Genomic DNA, 22,260 nt, shown 5'->3' with positions numbered 1-22,260 from the left:
CGGGTCCTGAAGCGCCCCGCTCCAGTCCAGCCCGGTCCGGTGAGCATCGTGTGCGCCGTCCCGTAAAATGGCCGGCATGACAGCCCGCTACGTATCCAAGATCCTTACTCGCCAGGCCTGTGCCGCTGCCATCGCGGAAGGCCGCCTGGCGCGCCCGCTGGTGTTTACCAACGGTGTGTTCGACATCCTGCACCGTGGCCATGTCACCTACCTGGACGAGGCGGCCCAGTTGGGCGCCACCCTGGTCGTGGCCGTCAACACGGACGCGTCCGTCCGCCGCCTGGGCAAGGGGCCGGAACGTCCGTTGAACAATGAGCATGATCGCGCCGCCATGCTGGCCGCGCTGGCCTGCGTGAGCGCCGTCACGTGGTTCGACGAAGATACGCCGCAGGAACTGATCGCCGAGCTGCGCCCCGACATCATCGTCAAGGGCGGCGACTATGACATGGAAAAGCTGCCGGAGACCGCGCTGGTGCGCAGCTGGGGCGGCCGCGCCGTGGCCATCCCCTTCGAGTTCCAGCGCTCCACCACCGCCCTGGTCACAAAAATCCGGAAGGGGTGACCCCCGTACCGCGCGCAGCGCGGTACGGGGTTGGGCCCACTAGAATTTGAACTGGGAGACGGTGGCGCCGCGCAGGGGCTTGACGACGGTTTCGAACAGATTGACCGTCTCGAAGCTGGCCGCGGTGCTGCGCGTGATGCGACAGGCGGTCATGACGGGCGCCTGGCCGACAATCACGACCATGCGGCCGCCGATGCGCAACTGGTACTTCAGGCCATCCGGCACCACGGGCACGGAGCCGGTGATGAGGATCGCGTCGTATTCGGTGGTGCCCCAGCCATTACGGCCGTCGCCGGTCTCGACCTTGACGTTGCCGACATTGTTCAACTGCAGGTTCTGCTGCGCGAAGGCAACCAGGCGGCTGTCGATTTCCACCGTGGTGACCTGTTGCGCCAGCGCGGCCAGCAGCGCGGCCTGGTAGCCGGAACCGGTGCCGATTTCCAGCACGGCATCGGTTGGCTTGAGCAGCAGTTCCTGCGCCAGGCGGGCTTCGATCTTGGGCGCCAGCATGTTCTGGCGCGTGTCCACCGCATTGATCTCCAGCGGGATCTCCAGGTCGGAGAAGGCCAGCGCGCGATACGCGGGGGGAACGAATTGTTCGCGACGCACCTTGAACAAGGCGGCCAACACGTTTTCGTCCAGCACATCCCAAGGGCGGATTTGCTGTTCCACCATGTTGAAGCGGGCTTGTTCAATGTCGGGCAGAGTGGATGCGTTCATGACAGCACGGAAAAATTTCGGAGATGACGGCGGGGGCCATTGTACCGGCTTGCGCGGCGGGGTGGGCGGCGGCGGCTTTCCTGCCGCTGCCGTGGCTGCAACGGGGTGACTGCCTTATAAACCCCTTAAAGGCTTGCCAAGTCTCCCCGGCAACGCCGGCAGCAGGGACCCTGCCGCGCAGCCGGGGAGGCTTGCGCCTACCACCAGGCGTGGAAGTGGTGCACCGGCCCGTGGCCGCCGCCTGCCTGCAGGCGCCCCGCGTGGCGGATGGCCTCGGTCAGATAGGCCTTGGCCCGCCGCGCCGCTTCGGGCACGTCGTCGATCTGGGGCAGCAGGGCCGCCAGCGCGGCCGACAGCGTGCAGCCCGTACCGTGCGTGTTGGCGGTTTCGATGCGGTGACCCGGCAGTTCGATCATGCGGTCGCCGTCGTGCAGCAGATCGATGACGTCATTGCCCGGCAGATGGCCACCCTTGAGCATGACCCAGCGCTGGCCGTCGTAGGCCATCTTGTTGCGCAGGCGCTCGGCCACGCGGCGCATTTCCTTCACCGACTCGACCGGGCGCTCTTCCAGCAGCACGCCGGCTTCCGGCAGGTTGGGGGTCAGCATCGTGGCCTGAGGCAGCAGCGCCTCCCGCAGCGCGCCCACGGCGTCGCGTTCCAGCAGCAGGTCGCCGCTCTTGGCCACCATCACCGGGTCCAGCACGACATGCCAGGCGCGGTCCAGGGGGCGCCAGCGCGCGAGCTTTTCGGCGACGACCTGGATCACCGGCTGCTGACCCAGCATGCCGATCTTGGTGGCGTCGATGCGCACATCGGCGAACAGCGTGTCGATCTGCTGCCCGACGAAGGCGGGGGGCACCGGGGAGACGCCGGTGACGCCCTTGGTGTTCTGCGCGGTCAGCGCGGCGATGACGCCGCAGCCATAGGCGCCCAGCGCGCTCATGGCCTTGATGTCGGCCAGGACGCCGGCGCCGCCCGAGGGGTCGACGCCGGCGATGGTCAGCGCATTGGGGATGGGTCTGGCCTGGCTCACCGCACCACGCCTTCGGTCGGCGAACTGGGCGACGCGCTGTACAGCTTGCGCGGCATGCGGCCGGCCAGGAAGGCCGCGCGGCCCGCCTCGACGGCCAGTTTCATGGCCCCGGCCATCAGCACGGGATTCCGTGCCCCGGCAATGGCGCTATTCATGAGCACGCCGTCGCAGCCCAGTTCCATGGCGATGGCGGCATCCGAGGCGGTACCGACGCCGGCATCGACCAGCACCGGCACGCGCGCCTGGTCGATGATCAGGCGCAGGTTCCACGGGTTGAGGATGCCCATGCCGGAACCGATCAGCGACGCCAGCGGCATGATGGCGGAGGCGCCCAGGTCCTCCAGCATGCGCGACTGGATGGGATCGTCGGCGCAATACACCATCACCTTGAAACCTTCGTCCACCAGGGTCTTGGTGGCCTTCAGCGTTTCCGGCATGTTGGGGAACAGGTTGGTGGGGTCGCCCAGCACCTCCAGCTTCACCAGGTCGTGGCCGTCCAGCAGCTCGCGCGCCAGGCGCAGCGTGCGCACGGCCTCGTCGGCGGTATAGCAGCCGGCGGTATTGGGCAGGTAGGTGAACTGCGACGGCGGGACGAAGTCCAGCAGGCTGGGTTCGTTGGCGTTCTGGCCGATATTCACGCGGCGGATGGCTACCGTCACCAGGTCGGTGCCGCTGGCGTCCAGCGCCTGGCGGGTCTGCTCGAAGTCCTTGTACTTGCCGGTGCCCACCACCAGGCGCGAGCGAAAGCTGCGGCCGGCGATGGAAAAAGTGTCTTGGGAGTCCATGATGATGCCGAAAGTGATGCGGGAATGGGTAGCGGCCCCTGGGACCGCGCCGGGACGGCGTCGCGCGCCAGACCGCCATCATAAAACAGCGCAAGCGTCGATCCGCCCCGTTGGCGGAAGGGTTTTTTCCACGGGGCAGGGCGCCGCCGCGCCCGGCGGGCGGTTTTCATCGGCGTCGTGTCGTGGCCAGTAAGGCCCGGCGCCGCGTCAGCGGGACGCCGGCGGCCGCGCCTGGTCCAGCACCTTGCAGAGCGCTTCGGCGGCGTCGACCAGCCGCGGGCCGGGGCGGTAGAGCAGGTCCGCGTCCACGCCATAGACGTGGCCCGCCAGGGCGGCCGGCAGGCGGGTCTCCTTCCAGGCGGACGCCAGTGCGCGCAGGTCCTCGATGCCGCCCACGCCCGCCACCACGGCGTCCGGCCGGGCGGCCATGACGGCTTCCAGGCCGACCTGCGGGGCGGTGGCGGGAGCGTCGGCGAAGACGTTCACGCCGCCGCAGATGCCGATCGCGTCGTTGACGATGCTGTGCTTGTTCAGCGTATACAGCGGCTTGCTGCCGGCCTGGATGAAGACCCGCACCAGCGGCCGGCCGCGATAGCGTTCGGCCAGCGTGGCCAGGCGCGCGCGCAGGCTGGCGGCCTCCTTGGCGGCGGCCGCTTCCGTGCCGAACAGGCGGCCCAGGGTCTCGACTTCGTCGGGGATGGCGGCCAGGCGGCGCGGGTCGCTGTAGAACACGGGCACGCCCAGCGTTTTCAGCGTGGGCATCAGGGACTCCGTGGCGCCGGGCAGCCACGCGATGACCAGGTCGGGGCGCAGCTCGGCCACGCGCTCCACATTGGGCTGGGTGCCGTCGCCGATGGACGGCACCTGCCTGGCCGCTTCCGGGAAATTGCTGCCCAGGATGGTGCCTGCCATGGCGTCGCCGGCCCCGGCCGCGTAGACCAGTTCGGTGGCGTGCGGTGCCAGCGTGATGACGCGCTCCGCCGGCTGCGCCAGGGTGACGTCGCGGCCCTGGTCGTCGGTGACCGTGATGGCGCCACGCGGGGAGGGCGCCGCACCATCGGGCAAGCCGGCATCCGTTCCGTCCGGTGCGTGGGCGGAATCGGCGGCGCCCGCGGCCCTGCCGGCCTTCGCGCCCGCCGGCGCGGCGGCGCACGCCGTGGTCGCCAGCGTCGCCGCCACCAGGCCTGCAAGGAAAACGCCCCGCCGCGCGGCCAGGCGCAACGGGGCGATGACGGAAGGGATGCGTCGCATGGTTTGCCGTGGACAAGCGCCGCTCGCGCGGCGCGGTGCCACGATCCTACATGCGCCAGCGCAGGTTCACAAATGCGTTGGAGCCCGGCGTGCGGTAGCCGTCGACCAGCGTGTACTGCTTGTCGAAGACATTGTTCCAGCGCACCGACACCTGCACGTTGCGCGTGACGTCATACGACGCCAGCAGGTTGAACAGGCCGTAGCCGCCCAGCGTGCTGCCGGTCGTCGCGTCCCTGCGCTCGTCGGTCAGGTAGACCTCGCCGCCCAGCAGGAAGCTGCCCCAGCGGTGGTCGGCAGACAGGCGCAGCACCGTGTCCGAACGCTGCGGCAATTGCTGGTGCGTGTCGGTGTTGCGGGGGTTGCTCAGGTCCAGGCTGGCGCGGATGCGCGTATCGCCGAACTTGCGCATGCCCGTGAACGTGACGCCTTCCAGCACGGCATGGGCGATGTTGTAGGGCTGGTAGACGCCAAAAGGATTCGACGGGTCGACGGCCTGGTTGATGATCAGGTTCTTGACGTTGTTGTGATAGTAGGTCACGCCCGCTTCGGCATCGTCGTCCTGGTAGCGCAGGCCCAGCTCGTAATTGCGCGAGGTCTCGGGGCGCAGGTTGGGATTGCCCTGGAAGAAGCTGTCGTTGCGCCAGTACAGCTCGTTGAAGTTCGGCGCGCGGAAACCGGTGTTGTAGCCGGCGGTGGCGCGTACCTTGTCCGTGATGTCGAACCCGTAGGTGAGGCCGCCGGTGGTGCGGTTGCCATACTGCGAGTTGTTGTCGTTGCGCAGGCTGGCCTGCACGTGATGGCGGCCGAAGTCGCCGAGATAGACGCCGGTGAACGAATTCACCAGGCGGCGCGATTGCTCGTAATTGCCGACGGTGACCGGGTAGTCGTTGAAGTTGACGATATCGCCGTTGGCGCGCTGTTCCAGGTGTTCATAGGCCAGCGTCAGCTTCTGGCCCGGGGCCAGTTGCAGGTCGTGCTGCCAATTGAGCTGCGTCTGGCGCGTGCGGAACACGCTGCGTCCATCGGGCGTATTGCCGTAGACCTCGTCGCCGGGCGCATTCTCGCTGCGGTTGTAGTCCACCGAGGCGCCGAAGCGCAGGGTGCTGGTCCAGAAGTCCGTCAGGCGGTTGGTGCTGGTGACCGAATAGTCTTCCAGCTTCTGGATGGCGCGGTCGTTGAACAGCGGCGCCGCACCCATGTCGTAGCCGCCATTCACGTAGCTGCGGTAGTACTGGACCGACAGGGTCTGGCCGCGCAGCCATTCATAACCCAGCGAGGCGGCCACGTTGTTCTGGTAGTAGCTGTCCTTGTCGGGGTTGTGATAATAGTTCTTCTTGGTGGTGGCGTCGAAGCCGCTGCTTTGCTGGTAGCCGGTCGACAGGCTGTAGGTCCAGCCGTTGGACGCGCCCGACAGGCCGGCGTTGTAGCTGCTGGTGCCGTAGGTGCCGAAACCGACGTCGGCATAGGCCGACAGCGGCTTGTCGGTGTTGCGCTTGGTGATGATGTTGATGACGCCGCCGATGGCGTCCGATCCATACAGGCTGCTGGCCGCGCCGCGCACGATTTCAACGTGATCGATGCTGCTGGCGGGCAGGGCGTTGAGCGCCGGCAGGCCGTTGGTGGCGTTGTTGATGCGCTGGCCGTCCACCAGCACCAGGGTCTGGTTGCTGTTGGCGCCGCGGATGAACAGGCTGGTGACGGTCTGCGGGCCGCCGTTGTTGGCGTATTCGATGCCGTGGCTGCGCGACAGCACCTCCGCCAGGCTGCTTTGGCCGGCGTTCTGCAATTCCTCGCTGCCGATCACGGTGACGTCGCCCAGCACGTCCTTCAGCGCCTGTTCGCTGCGGGCGGCGGTGACGACGACGGTGCCGAGTTGCGTGGTGGGGATGGCGGGCGCCGTGGAGGCGGTGGCGGGCGCCGTGGAGGCGGTGGCGGGCGTTTGCTGGGCCCAGGCCCAGGCGGGCGCCAGACAGGCGAGCAGGCCTGCGTTGCGCAGGACAAAGCGGGACTTCATGAGTTGACCTCGGTGGGACGCGCGACCCCGCACGTCATTCACGGAAAACCGGAACCACGCCGGAGAGGGCGCCTTGGTGTTGGCGCCTGCCGGAGGGTTCCACGGGCGAACCGGCCGGTATCGGGCTGTCGCGCGTCGCCGCGCGATGACCGTTGCGGGGGCAGCACAGGCTGAGGGGGCGCGCTTACCCAATGAATGGGCGGCCCTCCTTCCTGTTTCCCGTTTGACTTTCACCCGCCGGGCCCGGCGCGGCAAAGGCCGCGAGCAGGTCCGGATGCGTTGAAAGCACCGATTCGAGGTTGCGGACTGTAACACGACGTCTGCGCCATATAGGGCTTTTGTTACCATTACGCCTTGATTTGGCGGGGTTTTGTTGCCGGGACGCCACCGCGCGTGCCTGCCTTCATGCAGGACGCGGCGCCGTTCGGTATCTACCTTTTCGCTTATTTGCCATACTCAGGGGTTCGTCCGCGCGCCCCACCTCAATCAGGATCGATCGTGCCTTATCCCGCCATGCCCTACCCCCTGTCCGCCTACACGCACGGCGCCGACTTCGTGCGCGGGCTAGCCGACCGCATCCTGATCCTGGACGGCGCGATGGGCACCATGATCCAGCGCTACAAGCTGACCGAGGCCGATTTCCGTGGCCAGCGCTTCGCCGAGCATGGCAAGGACCTGAAGGGCGACAACGAACTGCTGTCGTTGACGCGGCCGGACGTGATCTCGGAGATCCATCGGCAGTACCTGGAGGCCGGCGCCGACGTCATCGAGACCAATACCTTCGGCGCGACCTCCATCGCGCAGGGCGATTACGACCTGCCGGAACTGGCCTACGAACTGAACGTGGAGTCCGCCCGCCTGGCGCGCGCGGCCTGCGACGCCTACAGCACGCCGGAGCATCCCCGGTTCGTCGCCGGCGCGCTGGGGCCGCAGCCGAAGACGGCGTCGATTTCCCCGGACGTCAACGATCCCGGCGCGCGCAACGTCACCTTCGACGAATTGCGGGCGGCCTATGTCGAACAGCTCAACGGCCTGCTGGACGGCGGGATCGACATCGTGCTGATCGAGACCATCTTCGACACGCTCAATGCCAAGGCCGCCATCTACGCCGTCGAAGAAGTCTTCGAGGCGCGCGGCGTGCGCCTGCCGGTGATGATTTCCGGCACCGTGACCGACGCCTCGGGCCGCATCCTGTCGGGCCAGACCGTCGAGGCCTTCTGGAATTCGGTGCGCCACGCCCGCCCGGTGACCATAGGCCTGAACTGCGCCCTGGGCGCGGCGCTGATGCGGCCCTACGTGGCCGAGCTGTCGAAGATCTGCGACACCTATGTCTGCGTCTATCCCAATGCCGGCCTGCCCAACCCGATGAGCGATACCGGCTTCGACGAGACGCCGGCCGATACGTCCGCGCTGCTGGAGGAATTCGCGCGTGCGGGCCTGGTCAATATGGCGGGCGGCTGTTGCGGCACCACGCCCGAGCATATCGGCGCCATCGCCGCCAAGGTGCGCACGCTGACGCCGCGCACGGTTCCGGAAATCCCGGTCAAGACGCGCCTGTCGGGCCTGGAGCCGCTGAACATCGACGAAGAGACGCTGTTCGTCAACGTCGGCGAGCGCACCAACGTGACCGGCAGCAAGATGTTCGCGCGCCTGATCCGCGAGGAAAAGTACGACGAGGCCCTGGCCGTGGCGCGCCAGCAGGTGGAAAACGGCGCCCAGATCATCGACATCAACATGGACGAGGCCATGCTGGATTCGGTGGCCTGCATGCGCCGGTTCCTCAACCTGATCGCGTCCGAGCCCGATATCGCGCGGGTGCCGGTGATGATCGACAGCTCCAAGTGGGAAGTCATCGAGACGGGCCTGAAGTGCGTGCAGGGCAAGCCGGTGGTCAACTCGATTTCCATGAAGGAAGGCGAGGAGATATTCCTGCATCACGCGCGCCTGTGCCGCCGCTATGGCGCGGCCATGGTGGTGATGGCGTTCGACGAGCAAGGGCAGGCGGATACGCTGGAGCGCCGCAAGGAAATCTGCGGGCGCGCCTACAAGCTGCTGGTCGAGCAGGAAGGCTTCGCGCCGGAAGACATCATTTTCGATCCCAACGTCTTCGCCGTCGCCACGGGCATCGAAGAACACAACCACTACGCCGTCGACTTCATCGAAGGCACGCGCTGGATCCGCGAGAACCTGCCGCACGCGCGTATCTCCGGCGGCGTTTCCAACGTCAGCTTCTCCTTCCGCGGCAACGAGCCGATGCGCGAGGCCATCCACACGGTCTTCCTGTACTACGCGATCCGCGAAGGCATGACCATGGGCATCGTCAACGCCGGCCAGCTGGGGGTCTATGCCGACCTGGAGCCTCGTCTGCGCGACCTGGTGGAGGACGTGGTGCTGGACCGCCAGGAGCCGGTCGGCAGGACCGAGGCCGACGACGACCGCACGCCCACGGAGCGCCTGGTGCAGTTCGCCGATACCGTCAAGGGCTCGGGCGCCAGGAAGGAGGAAGACCTGGCCTGGCGCGCCCAGCCGGTGGCGCAGCGGCTGACGCACGCGCTGGTGCACGGGATCACCACGTTCATCGTCGAGGACACCGAGGAAGTGCGCCAGGAAGTGGCGGCGCGCGGCGGCCGCCCCATCGAGGTGATCGAGGGGCCGCTGATGGACGGCATGAACGTCGTGGGCGACCTGTTCGGCGAGGGCAAGATGTTCCTGCCGCAGGTGGTGAAGTCGGCCCGCGTGATGAAGCAGGCGGTGGCCCACCTGATTCCCTTCATCGAAGAGGAAAAACGCCAGATCGCGGCGGCCGGGGGCGATGTGCGCGCCAAGGGCAAGATCGTCATCGCGACCGTGAAGGGCGATGTGCACGACATCGGCAAGAACATCGTGACGGTGGTCCTGCAGTGCAATAACTTCGAAGTCGTGAACATGGGCGTGATGGTGCCGTGCGCGCAGATCCTGGCCAAGGCCAAGGAAGAGAAGGCGGACATCGTCGGCCTCTCCGGCCTGATCACGCCCAGCCTGGAGGAAATGGCCTATGTCGCGTCCGAGATGCAGCGCGACCCGTATTTCCGCGACCGCAAGGTGCCCCTGCTGATCGGCGGCGCCACCACCAGCCGCGTCCATACCGCCGTGAAGATCGCGCCGCACTATGACGGGCCGGTCATCTACGTGCCCGACGCCAGCCGCTCGGTGGGCGTGGCCACCAACCTGGTCTCGGACCAGGCCGAGGCCTATGTCACCGAGCTGGCCCAGGAATACGAGGAAGTGCGCCGCCGCCATGCCAACCGCAAGGCGACGCCGCTGATGTCGATCGAGGACGCCCGCGCGGCGCGTCCGGCCATAGACTGGGCTTCCTATACGCCGCCGCGGCCCAAGTACATCGGCCGTCGCACCTTCAAGCACTACGACCTGGCGGAAATCGCGTCCTACCTGGACTGGACGCCTTTCTTCCAGACCTGGAGCCTGTTCGGCCAGTATCCCGCCATCCTCGACGACAAGGTGGTGGGCGAGCAGGCGCGCAAGGTGCTGGCCGACGGCCAGGCCATGCTCAAGCGCATCATCGACGGGCGCTGGCTGACCGCCAACGGCGTGGTGGGTTTCTATCCGGCCAACCGCGTCAATGACGAGGACATCGAGGTCTACGCCGACGAGAGCCGGGAGAAAGTGCTGTTCACCTGGCGCAACCTGCGCCAGCAAGGCGTCAAGCGGGAAGGCGTCAGCAACAAGTGCCTGGCGGACTACATCGCGCCCCGGGATAGCGGCAAGCTGGACTACATCGGCCTGTTCGCCGTTACCGCCGGCCTGGGCATCGAAAAGAAGGAAGCGGAATTCGCGGCCGCGCATGACGACTACTCCGGCATCATGCTCAAGGCGCTGGCCGACCGCCTGGCCGAGGGTTTCGCCGAATGCCTGCACGCCCGCGTGCGCAAGGACCTGTGGGGCTATGCCGCCGACGAAACGCTGGACAACGACGCGCTGATCGCCGAGAAATACGTCGGCATCCGTCCGGCGCCGGGCTACCCCGCCTGCCCGGAGCACGTGGTCAAGCGCGAGCTGTTCGAGACGCTGGATGCGGCCGAGGTCGATATCGAGCTGACCGAGAGCTATGCCATGTATCCGGCGTCCAGCGTGTCGGGTTTCTACTTCAGCCATCCCGATTCGCAGTATTTCAACGTCGGCACGATAGGCGAGGACCAGTTGCGCGATTATGTGCAGCGCAGCGGCCGTAGCGAAGAAGACGTGCGCCGCACGCTGGCGCCCAACCTGGGCTAGCAGGCCGGACCATGAACGTCCCCGCGAGCATGTCGGCCCACGAGGGTTCCGCCTTGCGCCGCCATGCGCTGGGGGATTTCGTGCGCGCGGCGCGGTCGCGCATTACCCCGCAGATGGCCGGCGTGCCGGCGGGCTTGCGGCGGCGCACGCCGGGACTGCGACGGGAAGAGGTGGCGCAGCTGTGCGGGATCAGCGTCACCTGGTACACCTGGATCGAGCAGGGCCGCGAAGTGTCGGTATCGCCGGCGGTGTGGGCGCGTATCGCCAGCGTGCTGCAGCTGGCGCGGGCCGAGCGCGCCTATCTGTTCGAATTGGCGGAATGCGCCGACCCCAGCCATCCGCGCGACGAGCCGGCGGGGATGTCGGGCGTGCTGCAGGACAGCGTGGATGCCATCAATGTGCCGGCCTATGTGCTGGACCGCTGCTGGAACGTAATGGCGTACAACTCCCAGATGCGCGAGTTGTTCGACGACTGGCCCGTGCGCGATCCGGCGCCCAACCTGCTGCGCTACATCTTCCTGGATCCGGCCGCGCGCCAGCTGGTGGTGGATTGGGAGCAGCGGGCGCGGCGCGTGGTGGCGGAATTCCGCGCCGACGCGGGCGCGCACCTGGACGAGGACGATGTGCGGGCGCTGCTGGACGATTTGACGCGCGCCAGCCCTGCCTTCGGCCATTGGTGGACCCGCCACGCCGTCATCGACAGGGAAGGCGGCTTGCGCGACTTCGACCATCCGCGCATGGGCTTGCTACGCTATCGCCAGATTACTTTCCGCCTGGCGACGCATACCGACATGAAGCTGATCATGCTGCTCAAGGAATAGGAGGCGAGCAGGAGGCGGTGGCCGCCGCTTCAGTCGGCGAACACCGACAGCTGTCCGTCCTTCCACGTGAACAATTGCGCCGACAGTCCGTAGGCCGATTGCGCCATGATGCGCGCGGCCATGTCCCGCAGCGAGCGCACGCTATCGGCGTCATTGCTGCCGCAGACCAGCAGTTCGTCGCGCGCGGGCAGGGCGATGACCGGCTCGCCATCGATGTCGACCCGATCGCGCCATTCCTGCGCCAGGAAAACGAAGCTGGCGTCGTAGTTGCCGTCGGCGCGCACGCCGTAGCGGCCGTCCTGGCCCTCGACCGTCAGGGCGGGCAACTGGCGGCGCAGGTTTTCCAGCGCCAGCGGCATCAGGGCCTCGCGGGTCAGTTCCAGTCCTTCCAGCTCGCCGGGGGCGACATAGCTCATGGCGTCGGGCTTGTCTTCCACGAAGGCCACCAGCAATTCGTCGGTGAGCGGCTCGGTGATGAAGGCCTGCTTGTTCTCGATGCCCGCGGCGTCCAGCTGCTTCAGGCTGGTGGCCAGCCACATGGTGGTCTTCACCAGCGGCAGGATATTGGCGCGCCGCGTGGCCGGGGCCGCTTCGTCGCCCGTGGGGGCGGCATCCAGGTGCGCGGCGATGATGGCGTCGATGTCGGCAGGGGACCTTTGGTAAGCCGCGTAGGCATTGCCCAGGAACTGGTTCACCTGCATGCCGTCGGGCATGGTCCAGTGCACCTTGACGCCGGCCGCGGTGGCGGCTTCGTCGATCTTCACGTCGGCGCCGGGATAACGCGCCTGCGCGGCGCTCGCATAGGCCTTGGCGAAACCCGCCACGTCCAGGGGGCGCGCTTGCCGGGCAGCGAAAATACGGGAGAAAAAGGTCATCGGGGTTCCAGAAAGACCCGCAATGCGGGACGGAAAAGATACCCCGATGATATCCGGCCCACCCCCAAACCTAAAAATTGACGCCACCCCGCGCGGCTTTGCCGCCTGCTGCTGCCCAGCGACAAAAAATGGCCTCCGAACGGAGGCCATCCTGCCAAGAGTCACATCGCGAAGCCGCTTAAGAACCTGGGCCAGACCGGGGAAACCGCGGAGCCGGGTCTCCCGGTCCGCGGGTTTCGCCCCCAGGGGGCCGCGCTCCGCGCGGTAGGGGGGGCCTATATTTTGGGGCCTATATTTTGCTGTAGACCTCGGCGCCCTTGCGGACGAACTCGACCGCCTTTTCCTGCATGCCCTTTTGCAGCGCCTCCTGCTCGGCCACGCCCACGGTCGCCGCGTAGTCGCGCACGTCCTGCGTGATCTTCATGCTGCAGAAGTGCGGTCCGCACATCGAGCAGAAGTGCGCCACCTTCATCGAGTCCTTGGGCAGGGTCTCGTCATGGAATTCCTTGGCCGTGTCGGGGTCCAGGCCCAGGTTGAACTGGTCGTCCCAACGGAATTCGAAGCGCGCCTTGGACAGGGCGTTGTCGCGGATGGCCGCGCCGGGGTGTCCCTTGGCAAGGTCGGCCGCGTGGGCGGCGATCTTGTACGTGATGATGCCGTCCTTGACGTCCTTCTTGTTGGGCAGGCCCAGGTGTTCCTTGGGCGTCACGTAGCACAGCATCGCGGTGCCGTACCAGCCGATCAGCGCGGCGCCGATGCCGGACGTGATGTGGTCGTAGCCGGGCGCGATATCGGTGGTCAGCGGCCCCAGGGTGTAGAAGGGGGCCTCATGACAGTGTTCCAGCTGCAGATCCATGTTTTCCTTGATCATCTGCATGGGCACGTGGCCGGGACCTTCGATCATGACCTGCACGTCATGCTTCCAGGCCACCTGGGTCAGTTCGCCGAGGGTCTTCAGTTCCGCGAACTGCGCTTCGTCGTTGGCGTCCCAGGCCGAACCGGGCCGCAGGCCGTCGCCGAGCGAGAAGCTGACGTCATAGGCCTTCATGATTTCGCAGATTTCCTCGAAACGCTCGTAGAGGAAGCTTTCGCGGTGGTGCGCCAGGCACCATTTGGCCATGATGGAGCCGCCGCGCGAGACAATGCCCGTCATGCGGTCGGCGGTCATCGGAATGAAGGGCAGGCGCACGCCGGCGTGGATGGTGAAGTAGTCCACGCCCTGCTCGGCCTGCTCGATCAGCGTGTCGCGGAAGATTTCCCAGGTCAGTTCCTCGGCCTTGCCGTCGACCTTTTCCAGCGCCTGGTAGATCGGCACCGTTCCGATGGGCACCGGCGAATTGCGAACGATCCATTCGCGGGTTTCGTGGATATGCTTGCCGGTGGACAGGTCCATGACCGTGTCGCCGCCCCAGCGGATCGACCAGGTCATCTTCTCGACTTCCTCGGCGATGCCGGAGCTGACCGCGGAATTTCCGATATTGGCGTTGATCTTCACCAGGAAATTGCGCCCGATGGCCATGGGCTCGACCTCGGGGTGGTTGATGTTGGCCGGGATGATGGCACGGCCGCGCGCGATTTCGTCACGCACGAATTCCGGCGTGATGATGCTGGGAATCGCGGCGCCGAAGGACTGGCCGGGATGCTGGCGCGTCAGGCGCTTGACGAGTTTTTCGCCATCCGGGCCGCTGGCGCGCAGGGATTCCAGGTATTGTTCGCGGCGCAGGTTCTCGCGGATGGACACGAATTCCATTTCCGGCGTAACGATGCCGCGACGGGCATAATGCATCTGCGACACGTTGGCGCCGGTCTTGGCGCGGCGCGGTGGGCGACGCAGGTCGAAGCGCATCGCGGTCAGTTTGGGGTCGGCCAGGCGCTCCTTGCCGTAGGCGCTGGAGGGGCCCGACAGCAGTTCGGTATCGCCACGTTCCTCGATCCAGGCGCGGCGCAGTTCCGGCAGGCCGCGGCGGATGTCGATCTTGACGTCGGGATCGGTATAGGGGCCGCTGGTGTCGTACACCGTCAGCGGGGGATTTTGTTCTCCGCCGAACATCGTCGGCGTATCGTCCTGGGAAATTTCCCGGAACGGCACGCGGATGTCCGGGCGTGAGCCTTGCTGGTAAATTTTGCGGGAACGGGGCAGCGGCGCGACAGCGGCTGCATCGACCTCGGCCGTTGCGGCGAGGAACTTGGGATTGGCGTTCATAAGAAGCTCCAAGACTAGAGATTGGAGCCGAATCGGGTCGGACCGGAACCAGGATGCGGGTTGTTGCACGAAGTCACCCCCTACCTTGCACCGGAACGCTCCCAGCATCGGCATTATCCGTACTGGTACGAAGGGACTCTCTCAACCTCCCACCGGCCAGGCCGGCGAGAAGTACCCCCGCGTGAACGTAGAAGTATAGAACGGGTTAAAAGCCTGTAGTGTCATCGGCATTACATATGGAAGCAGTCTGATCCTGTGCCGAGCCCTCAGCGCCTTGTAAACTTTTTTGTAACCGCCGGTTCGCCGGCGCGATTCAACCAGACCAAAAACAGGAAGAACTCCATGCAGATCACCCTTCGTAAGCTGGCTCCCGCATTGCTTATTGCCACGCTGGCCCTGGCAGGCTGCCAGACGCCGGGCCACAAGACCGGGCAGGCCGAGGGAACCCAGCCGTCGACGTCCGGTGCATCGACGCCCCCTGGTACGCCCTCGACGACGCCGGGCGCCCCGTCCGCGGGCCAGGTGACCGTGCCCAAGGTGGGCTTCCTGCTCGCGCAGAACAACCCCGGTCCCGGTCTGACCGAAGTCAAGCTCAGCGATGGCTCCATCTATGTGCAGCGCCAACCCGTCCTGACCCGCGCCGACTTGACCGAGGCGGCGCCCTTGGCGAGCCGCCAGGGTGAGAACTACGTGGGCCTGCGCTTCACCGAAGGCGGCGCCCGCACGCTGAACACCGTGACCACCCAGAACGTCGGCAAGCTGCTGGTGCTGGTGGCCGACGGCAATATCCTGGCTGCCCTGCGTATCAGCGAACCCTTGACTCGCGGCGTGCTGGCGTTCAGCGTGAACAGCGCGCAGACCGCGCAGGACATCGTTGCGAAGGTGCGTGGCGATCAACCGGCCGCCGCCGGCACGCCGGGCGCGACGCCCGCGTCGACGGCGCCGCGCCAGCAATAAGCGCGATACGCGTTCATCACGCGTCGCAAGCGCAGCCGGCCCGCAATGCGGGCCGGTTTCTTTTTATGTGGGGCGCCTTGCGTGGCGCGGCCCGCGTGGGCGCCGCTCCCTGGCCGCAAGGGCCAGGGGAGGCCACTGCGAGGTCATTGCGCAGCTACGGCGCGACTACTTCGCGGCGTTGACCATGTACCGCACCGCGGCGCGGATATCGTCTTCCGACGCATTGGCGGCGCCGCCCTTGGGGGGCATGGCGCCCTTGCCGCTGATGGCCGTCTTGACCATGGTGTCTTCGCCCGTCTGGATGTACTTGTCCCAGGCGGCCTTGTCGCCGAACTTGGGCGCGCCCGCCACGCCGGTGCCATGGCAGGCGAAGCACGTGCTCTTGTACAGCTTTTCGCCGGCCGGATTGACGGCAGGCTGCGCGGCGGCTTGCGTGCCTGCAGCCGGGGCCGGGGCCGATTGCGGCGCGGGCGCCGGTCGCGCGGCTGGGGCAGGCTGCGGCTGGGCTTGGGCCTGGGGTTGTGCCTGCGTTTGCGCCTGTTGCGCCGGCGCGGCGGCCTTGCCCCCTTCGGGCGCCGGGGCTTGCGGCTCGGGCAGGTTGCCGCCCGATTTGTTGGCCATATAGACCACCGCGCGGGCCACTTCGTAATCGCTGAGCGAGGGGTTGCCGCCCTTGGCGGGCATGGCGCCCTTGCCATGGAGCGCGATGTTCAACATCGCCTCGTAGCCTTCCTTGATGCGCGGTCCCCACGCGGCGCTGTCGCCCACCTTGGGCGCGCCGGCCACGCCGGCGGCGTGACAGGACGTACAGACCGCGCCGAAGACCTGCTCGCCGGTCTTGAAGACCTTGGGTGCCGTGATATCGACGAAATCGAAACCCGCCACGGGCGCAATGCGTTTACTGATGGCGTCGGCCGTCAAGGCATTGGAACCGGCGCCGCTGCGGCCTTTCGAGACCACAACGTTGACCAGCATCAGGATGATGATGATCGGGACGACAAAAGCTAAAACGACTGTAACGATCAACTGCTGGGGGGTCTTGATGAGTGAGGCATGTTCTTGTGTATGTTCTTGCTCTTTGCTCATATCCTAATCCTGCTATCGGTGTACCGGGGCGCCTGCACGGCGGCAACAGTGATTCAAAGCAGGGCGGCAAGCCAGCAAACCGCCATTCGCAGCGAGTGCAAACCCGACGATTATAACGGCCTGAAACGGCCCTGGAATGGTGCGCTGCCGCAGCGCCAGCAAGGTTCGCGGATTTAGGTACAATACCGCCTCCCTTGTGCCCGTAGTTCAATGGATAGAATGAGAGCCTCCGAAGCTCTAGATGCAGGTTCGATTCCTGCCGGGCGCGCCACGGCACCATCCGGTTTTTCGGGGCGCTTCAATTGCCCTTGCGGTCCTGCTGTCAATGCGGGGCTGAGCTGACCGTCCCGCCTGCCACCTCCTCCCAGTAGTCGTTCTTGAAGAATCTTGCGCGTGCGGCGGGCACTCCGATGCTGGCGAGCTCTGGCCGCGCCGGAGCTTGAGCCAGTGCGATACTCTAATTGCGCCAAGCGACAGCCTGCTCAGGAAGACTTAGATCATATTCGCCCCTTTTGCCGGAGTATGTGACTAGCTCAACCTGACCACCTCCGAAGATGTGGGGACCATGGATTCCTTCGCGCTTCTGCAAGATGGCTACCGAATCTCGCTTTCGATCGGCGTTCAAGTGGACGGCCTGTTCGCATGGAGGCTGCATCTGTGCCAACTGACAAGTGCGGGCCCAGGCGCGTTGGTGGCTGCCGGTGGCCGGCACACAAGCAGGGAAGATGCCGAGCGCGCCGGAATGGCTGCCTTGTTGGAGTACCGCGCACTGCACGCAAGCTCGCCCTCCATGCCGGTCGCGACGCTCCACTGACCGCCGGCTCTTCTTGCTTCGTCTCAACCGCTGGGCCGCTGCGTCGCCGCATGGCGCGCCCTCCGCGACAGGCACGGAGGGCGCGCTTCGCGCTTACTCGATGAACGACTTGGTGCTGTATATATCGTGCGGCAGGCGGTCAAGGATGGGCAGGCCGCTCGCCGAGTCCTTGGGCTGCATGTCGATGTACGTCTGGAAGACGTCGGCGTCGAGCACGCCGATGTCCTGGCGGCGCGCGGCGGGCACGTTGGTCAGGGTCTTGTAGCCGTCACCGCCCGTGGCGTTGAAGCTCAGCACGAACAACTTGTAGGTGCGGGCCGGGTCCAGCGGCATCCAGGTGGACGTGGCGCGGTCGTGGAACTCGATATTGCTCACGCGGTTGCCCTGCGTCTGCGTGGAATCGGTGTCCCAGCGCAGCCCGCCGGCATACGGATAGGGGCCGGTGGTCCCGCCAGGGCCGAACACGGCCTGCATGCCATCTTCCAGCATGGACTTCACTTCCGCCGCGGTTACGTCCAGGCGCCACAACATATTGCCGAAAGGCAGCACCTCGATCACCTTGGCGGCCGTGACGGTACCGGGCGTCAGCGCGATGCGCACGCCGCCGCCGCTTTGCAGGGTGATATCGGCGCCGCCGTATTCCTCGTTGGCCACATCGAGATAGGCCTGCGCCACCAGCTGCTGGATATCGCCGCCCCGTGTGTTGACGCTGCCTTCCGCGTTGCAGGTCGCGCTGGAGTTGCTGAGGTCGCTGATGCCCCGGGTACCCGGCACGCGGCGACGGCACAGCTCCAGCGGCACGGTGGCGACGATACTCTGGCTATAGGCGTCGACCTTGGCCTTGAAGGGCTGCAGGGTCGCCGCGGTGCCCGCATCCGGCGCCTGGACGCGCAGGAATCCGCTTTGTGCGGCGTCGGCCAGGAAGACGGCCTTGTCTTGCACCGTGGCAGCGGCGCCGCCTACCTTGAAGTCGCTATCGATGAGGACGTGTGGCCGGCCCGCGCAAGCGGTGACGTCGCCGTTCTTGTCGAAGCTGACTTTCAGTTCGCCGACGACCTGGGCGTACTCCCAGGCCTGCACCAGGCAGACGAGCTTGCCATCCTTGTCGCGCAGCGGGGTCGGGTAGCTGCCTTGCGGCGTGCCGACGTTGTAGGCGCTCAGGCTGTCGGGACCCAGCAGGGTATGGGAGTCGCCACCCACCACGACATCGACGCCGGACAGCCTGGCGATGACTTCCTTGTCGTAGTCGTAGCCGATGTGGGAAAGCAGGACGATCTTGTCGACCCCTTGCGCGCGCAGCGCGTCGATCTGGACCTGGACCGCCGTCGCTTCGTCGCTGAAATTGGTGTGGGGATCCGGGCTGGACGATTGCTTGGTCTTGCCCGCGATGGTCACGCCGATGATGCCGATGGGCTGGTCGTCCCGGCGCACGATGGTGTAGGGCAGGACCTTGTCGGAGGGGGCGGCCGCGAACATGGGCGAAGCGGCGCCGAAAGTCACGTTGGCGCTGAGCACGGGTGTCTTGCAGGCGCCGGCATGCAGATAGCCGATGAACTGCTTGAGGCCGGCGTCTCCCTTGTCGAATTCGTGGTTTCCCAGCGTCATGGCGTCGAAGCAAACGGTGTCCATGAGCGCCGCATCGGCTTCGCCCGGCTCGCCTGCGCGATTGAAGTACAGGGTGCCGGTCAAGGCATCGCCCGCGTGCAGCTTGAGGACGTTCGTGGATTGCGCCGCGAGTTCGTCGATGGCGGCTTTCACGCGAGGAAAGCCGGCGCTGCTGACGGTAGTCTTGACCGTGCTGCCCGCGGCGTTCTTGAGCGTGAGCTCCTTGCTCTTGCCATCGAGGTTGGAGTGGTGGTCGTTGATATGCAGAATGGTCAGGTCCAGCGCGCGCGCTTCGGCCGCTGGCGGGGTTTCGTTACCGCTCTCGCTCTTGTCGTCATCGCTATCGTGACTGCCGTTGCAGGCGGCGAGCAGGGCAAGCACGCTGGCCAGCGCCGCGGCCAGCGCGTGGCGTTTCCAATACTTCATGATCCTCTTTCCTGATGATTCCGGGAGACAGGATTCTGTAAGCTTCGTGTGACGCGGACATTAAATGTGGAGACATGGCGATATCCCCGCCGCGTGCCAACGGGCGCGATCGCTGTGTTATCCAATCGCGCGCGTCTCCCGGAGTCTTTATCGTCGGAAGGGGGCGCGTGTCGCGCTTCGATCTGCCGGTCTGGCCGATTTGTTAGAATCCGGACCGGATTGCCTCAAGGCGCGCCATCGGACCCATCGGGTGGCTTGCACCGCGCGCAGTTCCTTTTTTTAACCAGAACGTCCCTGCGCGCGCAGTCGCCAGGACGGTCGGCCTGTGTCCGCGGACGCAGCCGGCGGCGCGTTCCGCGCCCTTCTTGAAGCCGCATCGGCTTCTCAACCTACCGCCGGATCACCCACTCCTCATCGAGGGCTGGCGTGCTTTTGCGTTTCGAAAATCCGTTCTCAACCACAAGGGCCATAACCCGCCCTGGGAGATCCATTGCCCGTGACCGTGTCATCCAGGAAATCAGTGAAGAAAACCTTGCTCGCCGCGTCGTTGATGGCGGCATGCACCGGCGCCGCGCATGCGGAAAGCGCCGTCACCTTGTACGGCATCATCGATATCGGCGTCGGCTATGAACGCATACGCGGCGACGGTTTCCACGCCAGCCGCATCGGCCAGGTGCATGGCGTGGCCAGCGGTTCGCGCGTCGGCTTGCACGGCGTGGAAGACCTGGGAGACGGATTGTCGGCGGTCTTCACGATGGAAAGCGGTTTCGCGCCGACCAACGGCGAACGACAACAGGGCAACCGTATGTTCGGACGCCAGTCGACACTGGGCCTGGATTCCAGGACCTGGGGCCGCATCGAATTCGGCCGCCAGATCAACATGGCTTCCGAACTGTTTTCGCTGATAGATCCGTTCGGCACCAGCTACAACGCGGCCAATATGGGCGCGACGTTCGGCGCTACCAATACGATGCGCCTGGATAACCTGGCGATGTATCACTCGCCCGTCGTGGGCGGCTTCCAGCTTGGCGTCGGGTATTCGTTCAATGCGGACGACACGATGGGCGGCGATGCCGGCAAGTTCGCCACCGCGGACAATGACCGCGCGCTGACGGCGGGCCTGTCCTATAGCAAGGGTCCGCTTTTCGTCGCGGCTTCGTATGACCGCCTGAAGGGCACCGCGGCGGCCGCCGGCGGCCAGTCCAAGGCCACGCTGCGCGAATACAGCCTGGGCGCCACCTACGACCTGGAGGTCGTGAAGCTGGCGGCCGCCGTCGGCCAGACGCTGGACGGCTGGTTCGTCGGCCAGACGCTGGCGGTCATGCCGGGCGGCAGCGACAAGGACTTCGGCTATTTCAAACTGGCCGAGGGCTTTCGCGCGACATCGACCATGGTGGGCCTGACGGTGCCCGTGAGCAATGCCACTGCCGTATTCGGCTCGTGGCAGCGTGCCGATCCGAATAGCGGCAAGCTCACCGGCGGCGACAAGACATTCAACGTCTATGCCATCGGCGCCACGTACACGCTATCGAAGCGGACCAATTTCTACGCCTATGCGTCCTACGGGGACAACTACGCTTTTCACGATGGCGTTACCGATACCGCCGTGGTCACGGGAATTCGACATCAGTTCTGACGGGCCGCGTCGTTGAGCGCATGGCGGCAGAAACGGCCGCCATGCCGGCGTTCCTGCGGCTGCCCCGGCGCATTTCGCTTTAGCGCACGTGGAACCAACAACCAGCCACGACTTACCCAAGCGGAGTTCGCCGTGCCTTTTCCGGCGATTCTCGTTCGACGTTCTATGCAGTGGAGATCGAAATGGGTATCGGAAAGAAGAAGCTGGCCGAGGTGGTCCTAATTACAGGAGTGTTTCCCATGTGTTCGATGGCCATGTCTCCCGACCAGGTGGTCGAGGTGTTTCCACAGCGTCCCATTACGCTGGTGGTTGGTTATGCGCCGGGCGGAGGAGCCGATGTGCTTGCCCGTCATCTATCCAGGCATATGTCGGAAGAGCTGGGGCAACGCGTCATCGTCGAACATCGTCCAGGAGCGGCGGGAACCGTGGCTGCCCTGTCCGTGGCGCGATCCGTGCCCGATGGCTATACGGTCTACATGGCGGGCAGTTCGACATTGCTGCATCAACTGATGCGTCGAGATAGCGGGTTGGACTTCTCGCGCGACCTGACGCCTATCGGCATCGCGGCGGAAGTACCGTTTGTCATCGTTGCCGGCAATCATGTCCCGGCCGCCACGCTGTCCGATGCCATGCAAATCGCAAGAGCACAGCCGGGCAAGTTCAGCTGCGCCAGTGTCGGCATAGGTTCGGTGGGCAACCTCGTCTGTGATGAAATCCAGCGTGTCGCAGGTGTGCAGTTGCTGCATATTCCGTACAAGGGCGATGCGCAAGCCATGACGGAGGTCATCAGCGGCCGGTCGGATTTCTACATTTCCAGCCTGGCTGCGGTGCTACCTTATATAACGTCCGGCCGCGCCCGCGGAATGGCCGTTATTTCGGGTGCCAGGATAGCCCAGTTGCCGCAGGTTCCAGGGATCGAGGAGTCCGGTTTCATGACGGCGACGCCACCAGGATGGTTTGCGCTCATGGCACCCACAGGTACGCCCTCACACGCCGTCGCGCGCCTGAACCGCTCGATCAACACGGTGCTGGCGATGGACGAGGTGCGCAAGGTGCTGGCCGACCTGGGCTATATCGTTCCCCCGGCGAAACAGTCGCCGGACGCGGTGGAGGAATACCTCGCCGCCGATGCCGGTAGGTGGTCGGAGATGCTTCGTCGAACGGGGGCAGGCACCGTGCATTGAATCCGGGGTAACGCA

General features: G+C 65.9%; 15 protein-coding genes, 1 tRNA gene and 1 riboswitch. Of the genes, 7 read left to right on the top strand and 9 right to left on the bottom strand.

The genetic code is table 11. The annotated features are described in order from the left end of the window. Positions 1-76 precede the first annotated feature (76 nt). Complete coding sequence (gene rfaE2 / locus C7R54_RS25285; RefSeq protein WP_129153568.1) at positions 77-562, top strand: D-glycero-beta-D-manno-heptose 1-phosphate adenylyltransferase; 486 nt, start codon at positions 77-79, stop codon at positions 560-562. A gap of 39 nt (positions 563-601) precedes the next feature. Here rfaE2 and C7R54_RS25280 read toward each other — a convergent pair whose 3' ends face one another. The 5 genes from C7R54_RS25280 to C7R54_RS25260 all read right to left on the bottom strand — a co-directional run bounded on the left by C7R54_RS25280 (position 602) and on the right by C7R54_RS25260 (position 6,366). Further along, positions 602-1,282, bottom strand: a complete 681-nt coding sequence (locus tag C7R54_RS25280; RefSeq protein WP_129153565.1) for a protein-L-isoaspartate O-methyltransferase family protein — start codon at positions 1,280-1,282, stop codon at positions 602-604. A gap of 197 nt (positions 1,283-1,479) precedes the next feature. Then, on the bottom strand, positions 1,480-2,316 hold the full coding sequence (thiD, locus tag C7R54_RS25275) for a bifunctional hydroxymethylpyrimidine kinase/phosphomethylpyrimidine kinase (RefSeq protein WP_129153563.1): 837 nt from the start codon (positions 2,314-2,316) through the stop codon (positions 1,480-1,482). Beyond that, entirely contained in the window at positions 2,313-3,101 is a 789-nt protein-coding gene (locus C7R54_RS25270; protein ID WP_129153561.1) for a thiazole synthase, read from the bottom strand. Before C7R54_RS25270 ends, thiD begins: the two co-directional genes overlap by 4 nt. A gap of 207 nt (positions 3,102-3,308) precedes the next feature. Continuing rightward, a complete protein-coding gene (locus C7R54_RS25265) occupies positions 3,309-4,352 on the bottom strand; it encodes a cobalamin-binding protein (RefSeq protein WP_129153559.1) in 1,044 nt (347 codons plus the stop codon). Positions 4,353-4,398: 46 nt separating this feature from the next. After that, on the bottom strand, positions 4,399-6,366 hold the full coding sequence (locus tag C7R54_RS25260) for a TonB-dependent receptor plug domain-containing protein (RefSeq protein ID WP_129153557.1): 1,968 nt from the start codon (positions 6,364-6,366) through the stop codon (positions 4,399-4,401). A gap of 95 nt (positions 6,367-6,461) precedes the next feature. Continuing rightward, positions 6,462-6,623, bottom strand: a riboswitch (cobalamin riboswitch). Between the two features lie 241 nt (positions 6,624-6,864). On the opposite strand from C7R54_RS25260, the gene metH reads away from it, so the two are divergent. Together metH and C7R54_RS25250 are read left to right on the top strand one after the other, a co-directional pair. After that, entirely contained in the window at positions 6,865-10,638 is a 3,774-nt protein-coding gene (gene metH, locus C7R54_RS25255) for a methionine synthase (protein WP_129153555.1), read from the top strand. Between the two features lie 11 nt (positions 10,639-10,649). Further along, on the top strand, positions 10,650-11,459 hold the full coding sequence (locus tag C7R54_RS25250) for a helix-turn-helix transcriptional regulator (RefSeq protein ID WP_129153553.1): 810 nt from the start codon (positions 10,650-10,652) through the stop codon (positions 11,457-11,459). A 29-nt stretch (positions 11,460-11,488) separates the two neighbouring features. On the opposite strand, the gene C7R54_RS25245 is transcribed toward C7R54_RS25250, so the two are convergent. Both C7R54_RS25245 and thiC read right to left on the bottom strand, forming a co-directional pair. Then, positions 11,489-12,334 carry a DUF1444 domain-containing protein gene (locus C7R54_RS25245; protein WP_129153551.1) on the bottom strand — a complete coding sequence of 282 codons (846 nt, stop codon included), beginning with the start codon at positions 12,332-12,334 and terminating at the stop codon, positions 11,489-11,491. 289 nt (positions 12,335-12,623) lie between these two features. After that, positions 12,624-14,537, bottom strand: a complete 1,914-nt coding sequence (thiC, locus tag C7R54_RS25240) for a phosphomethylpyrimidine synthase ThiC (RefSeq protein WP_129153549.1) — start codon at positions 14,535-14,537, stop codon at positions 12,624-12,626. Positions 14,538-14,879: 342 nt separating this feature from the next. Between thiC and C7R54_RS25235 the strand changes: the two genes are divergently transcribed. Next, positions 14,880-15,494 carry a SecDF P1 head subdomain-containing protein gene (locus tag C7R54_RS25235; RefSeq protein ID WP_129153547.1) on the top strand — a complete coding sequence of 205 codons (615 nt, stop codon included), beginning with the start codon at positions 14,880-14,882 and terminating at the stop codon, positions 15,492-15,494. Positions 15,495-15,659: 165 nt separating this feature from the next. On the opposite strand, the gene C7R54_RS25230 is transcribed toward C7R54_RS25235, so the two are convergent. After that, positions 15,660-16,580: a c-type cytochrome gene (locus C7R54_RS25230; RefSeq protein WP_129153545.1), complete on the bottom strand. Its 921-nt coding sequence runs from the start codon at positions 16,578-16,580 to the stop codon at positions 15,660-15,662. A gap of 196 nt (positions 16,581-16,776) precedes the next feature. Between C7R54_RS25230 and C7R54_RS25225 the strand changes: the two genes are divergently transcribed. Then, positions 16,777-16,851, top strand: a tRNA-Arg gene (locus C7R54_RS25225). A gap of 636 nt (positions 16,852-17,487) precedes the next feature. Here the strand turns inward: C7R54_RS25225 and C7R54_RS25220 are convergent. Then, positions 17,488-19,425: a bifunctional metallophosphatase/5'-nucleotidase gene (locus C7R54_RS25220; RefSeq protein WP_129153543.1), complete on the bottom strand. Its 1,938-nt coding sequence runs from the start codon at positions 19,423-19,425 to the stop codon at positions 17,488-17,490. Between the two features lie 520 nt (positions 19,426-19,945). Between C7R54_RS25220 and C7R54_RS25215 the strand changes: the two genes are divergently transcribed. Further along, positions 19,946-21,061: a porin gene (locus tag C7R54_RS25215; RefSeq protein WP_129153541.1), complete on the top strand. Its 1,116-nt coding sequence runs from the start codon at positions 19,946-19,948 to the stop codon at positions 21,059-21,061. A gap of 182 nt (positions 21,062-21,243) precedes the next feature. Next, entirely contained in the window at positions 21,244-22,245 is a 1,002-nt protein-coding gene (locus C7R54_RS25210; RefSeq protein ID WP_129153540.1) for a Bug family tripartite tricarboxylate transporter substrate binding protein, read from the top strand. Positions 22,246-22,260 lie beyond the last annotated feature (15 nt).

The organism is Achromobacter aloeverae, from assembly GCF_004121055.1.
Taxonomy (GTDB): domain Bacteria; phylum Pseudomonadota; class Gammaproteobacteria; order Burkholderiales; family Burkholderiaceae_B; genus Bordetella_C; species Bordetella_C aloeverae.
The sequence above is the reverse complement of the archived record's forward strand: the minus strand, read 5'-3'. Positions and strand labels throughout refer to the sequence as shown.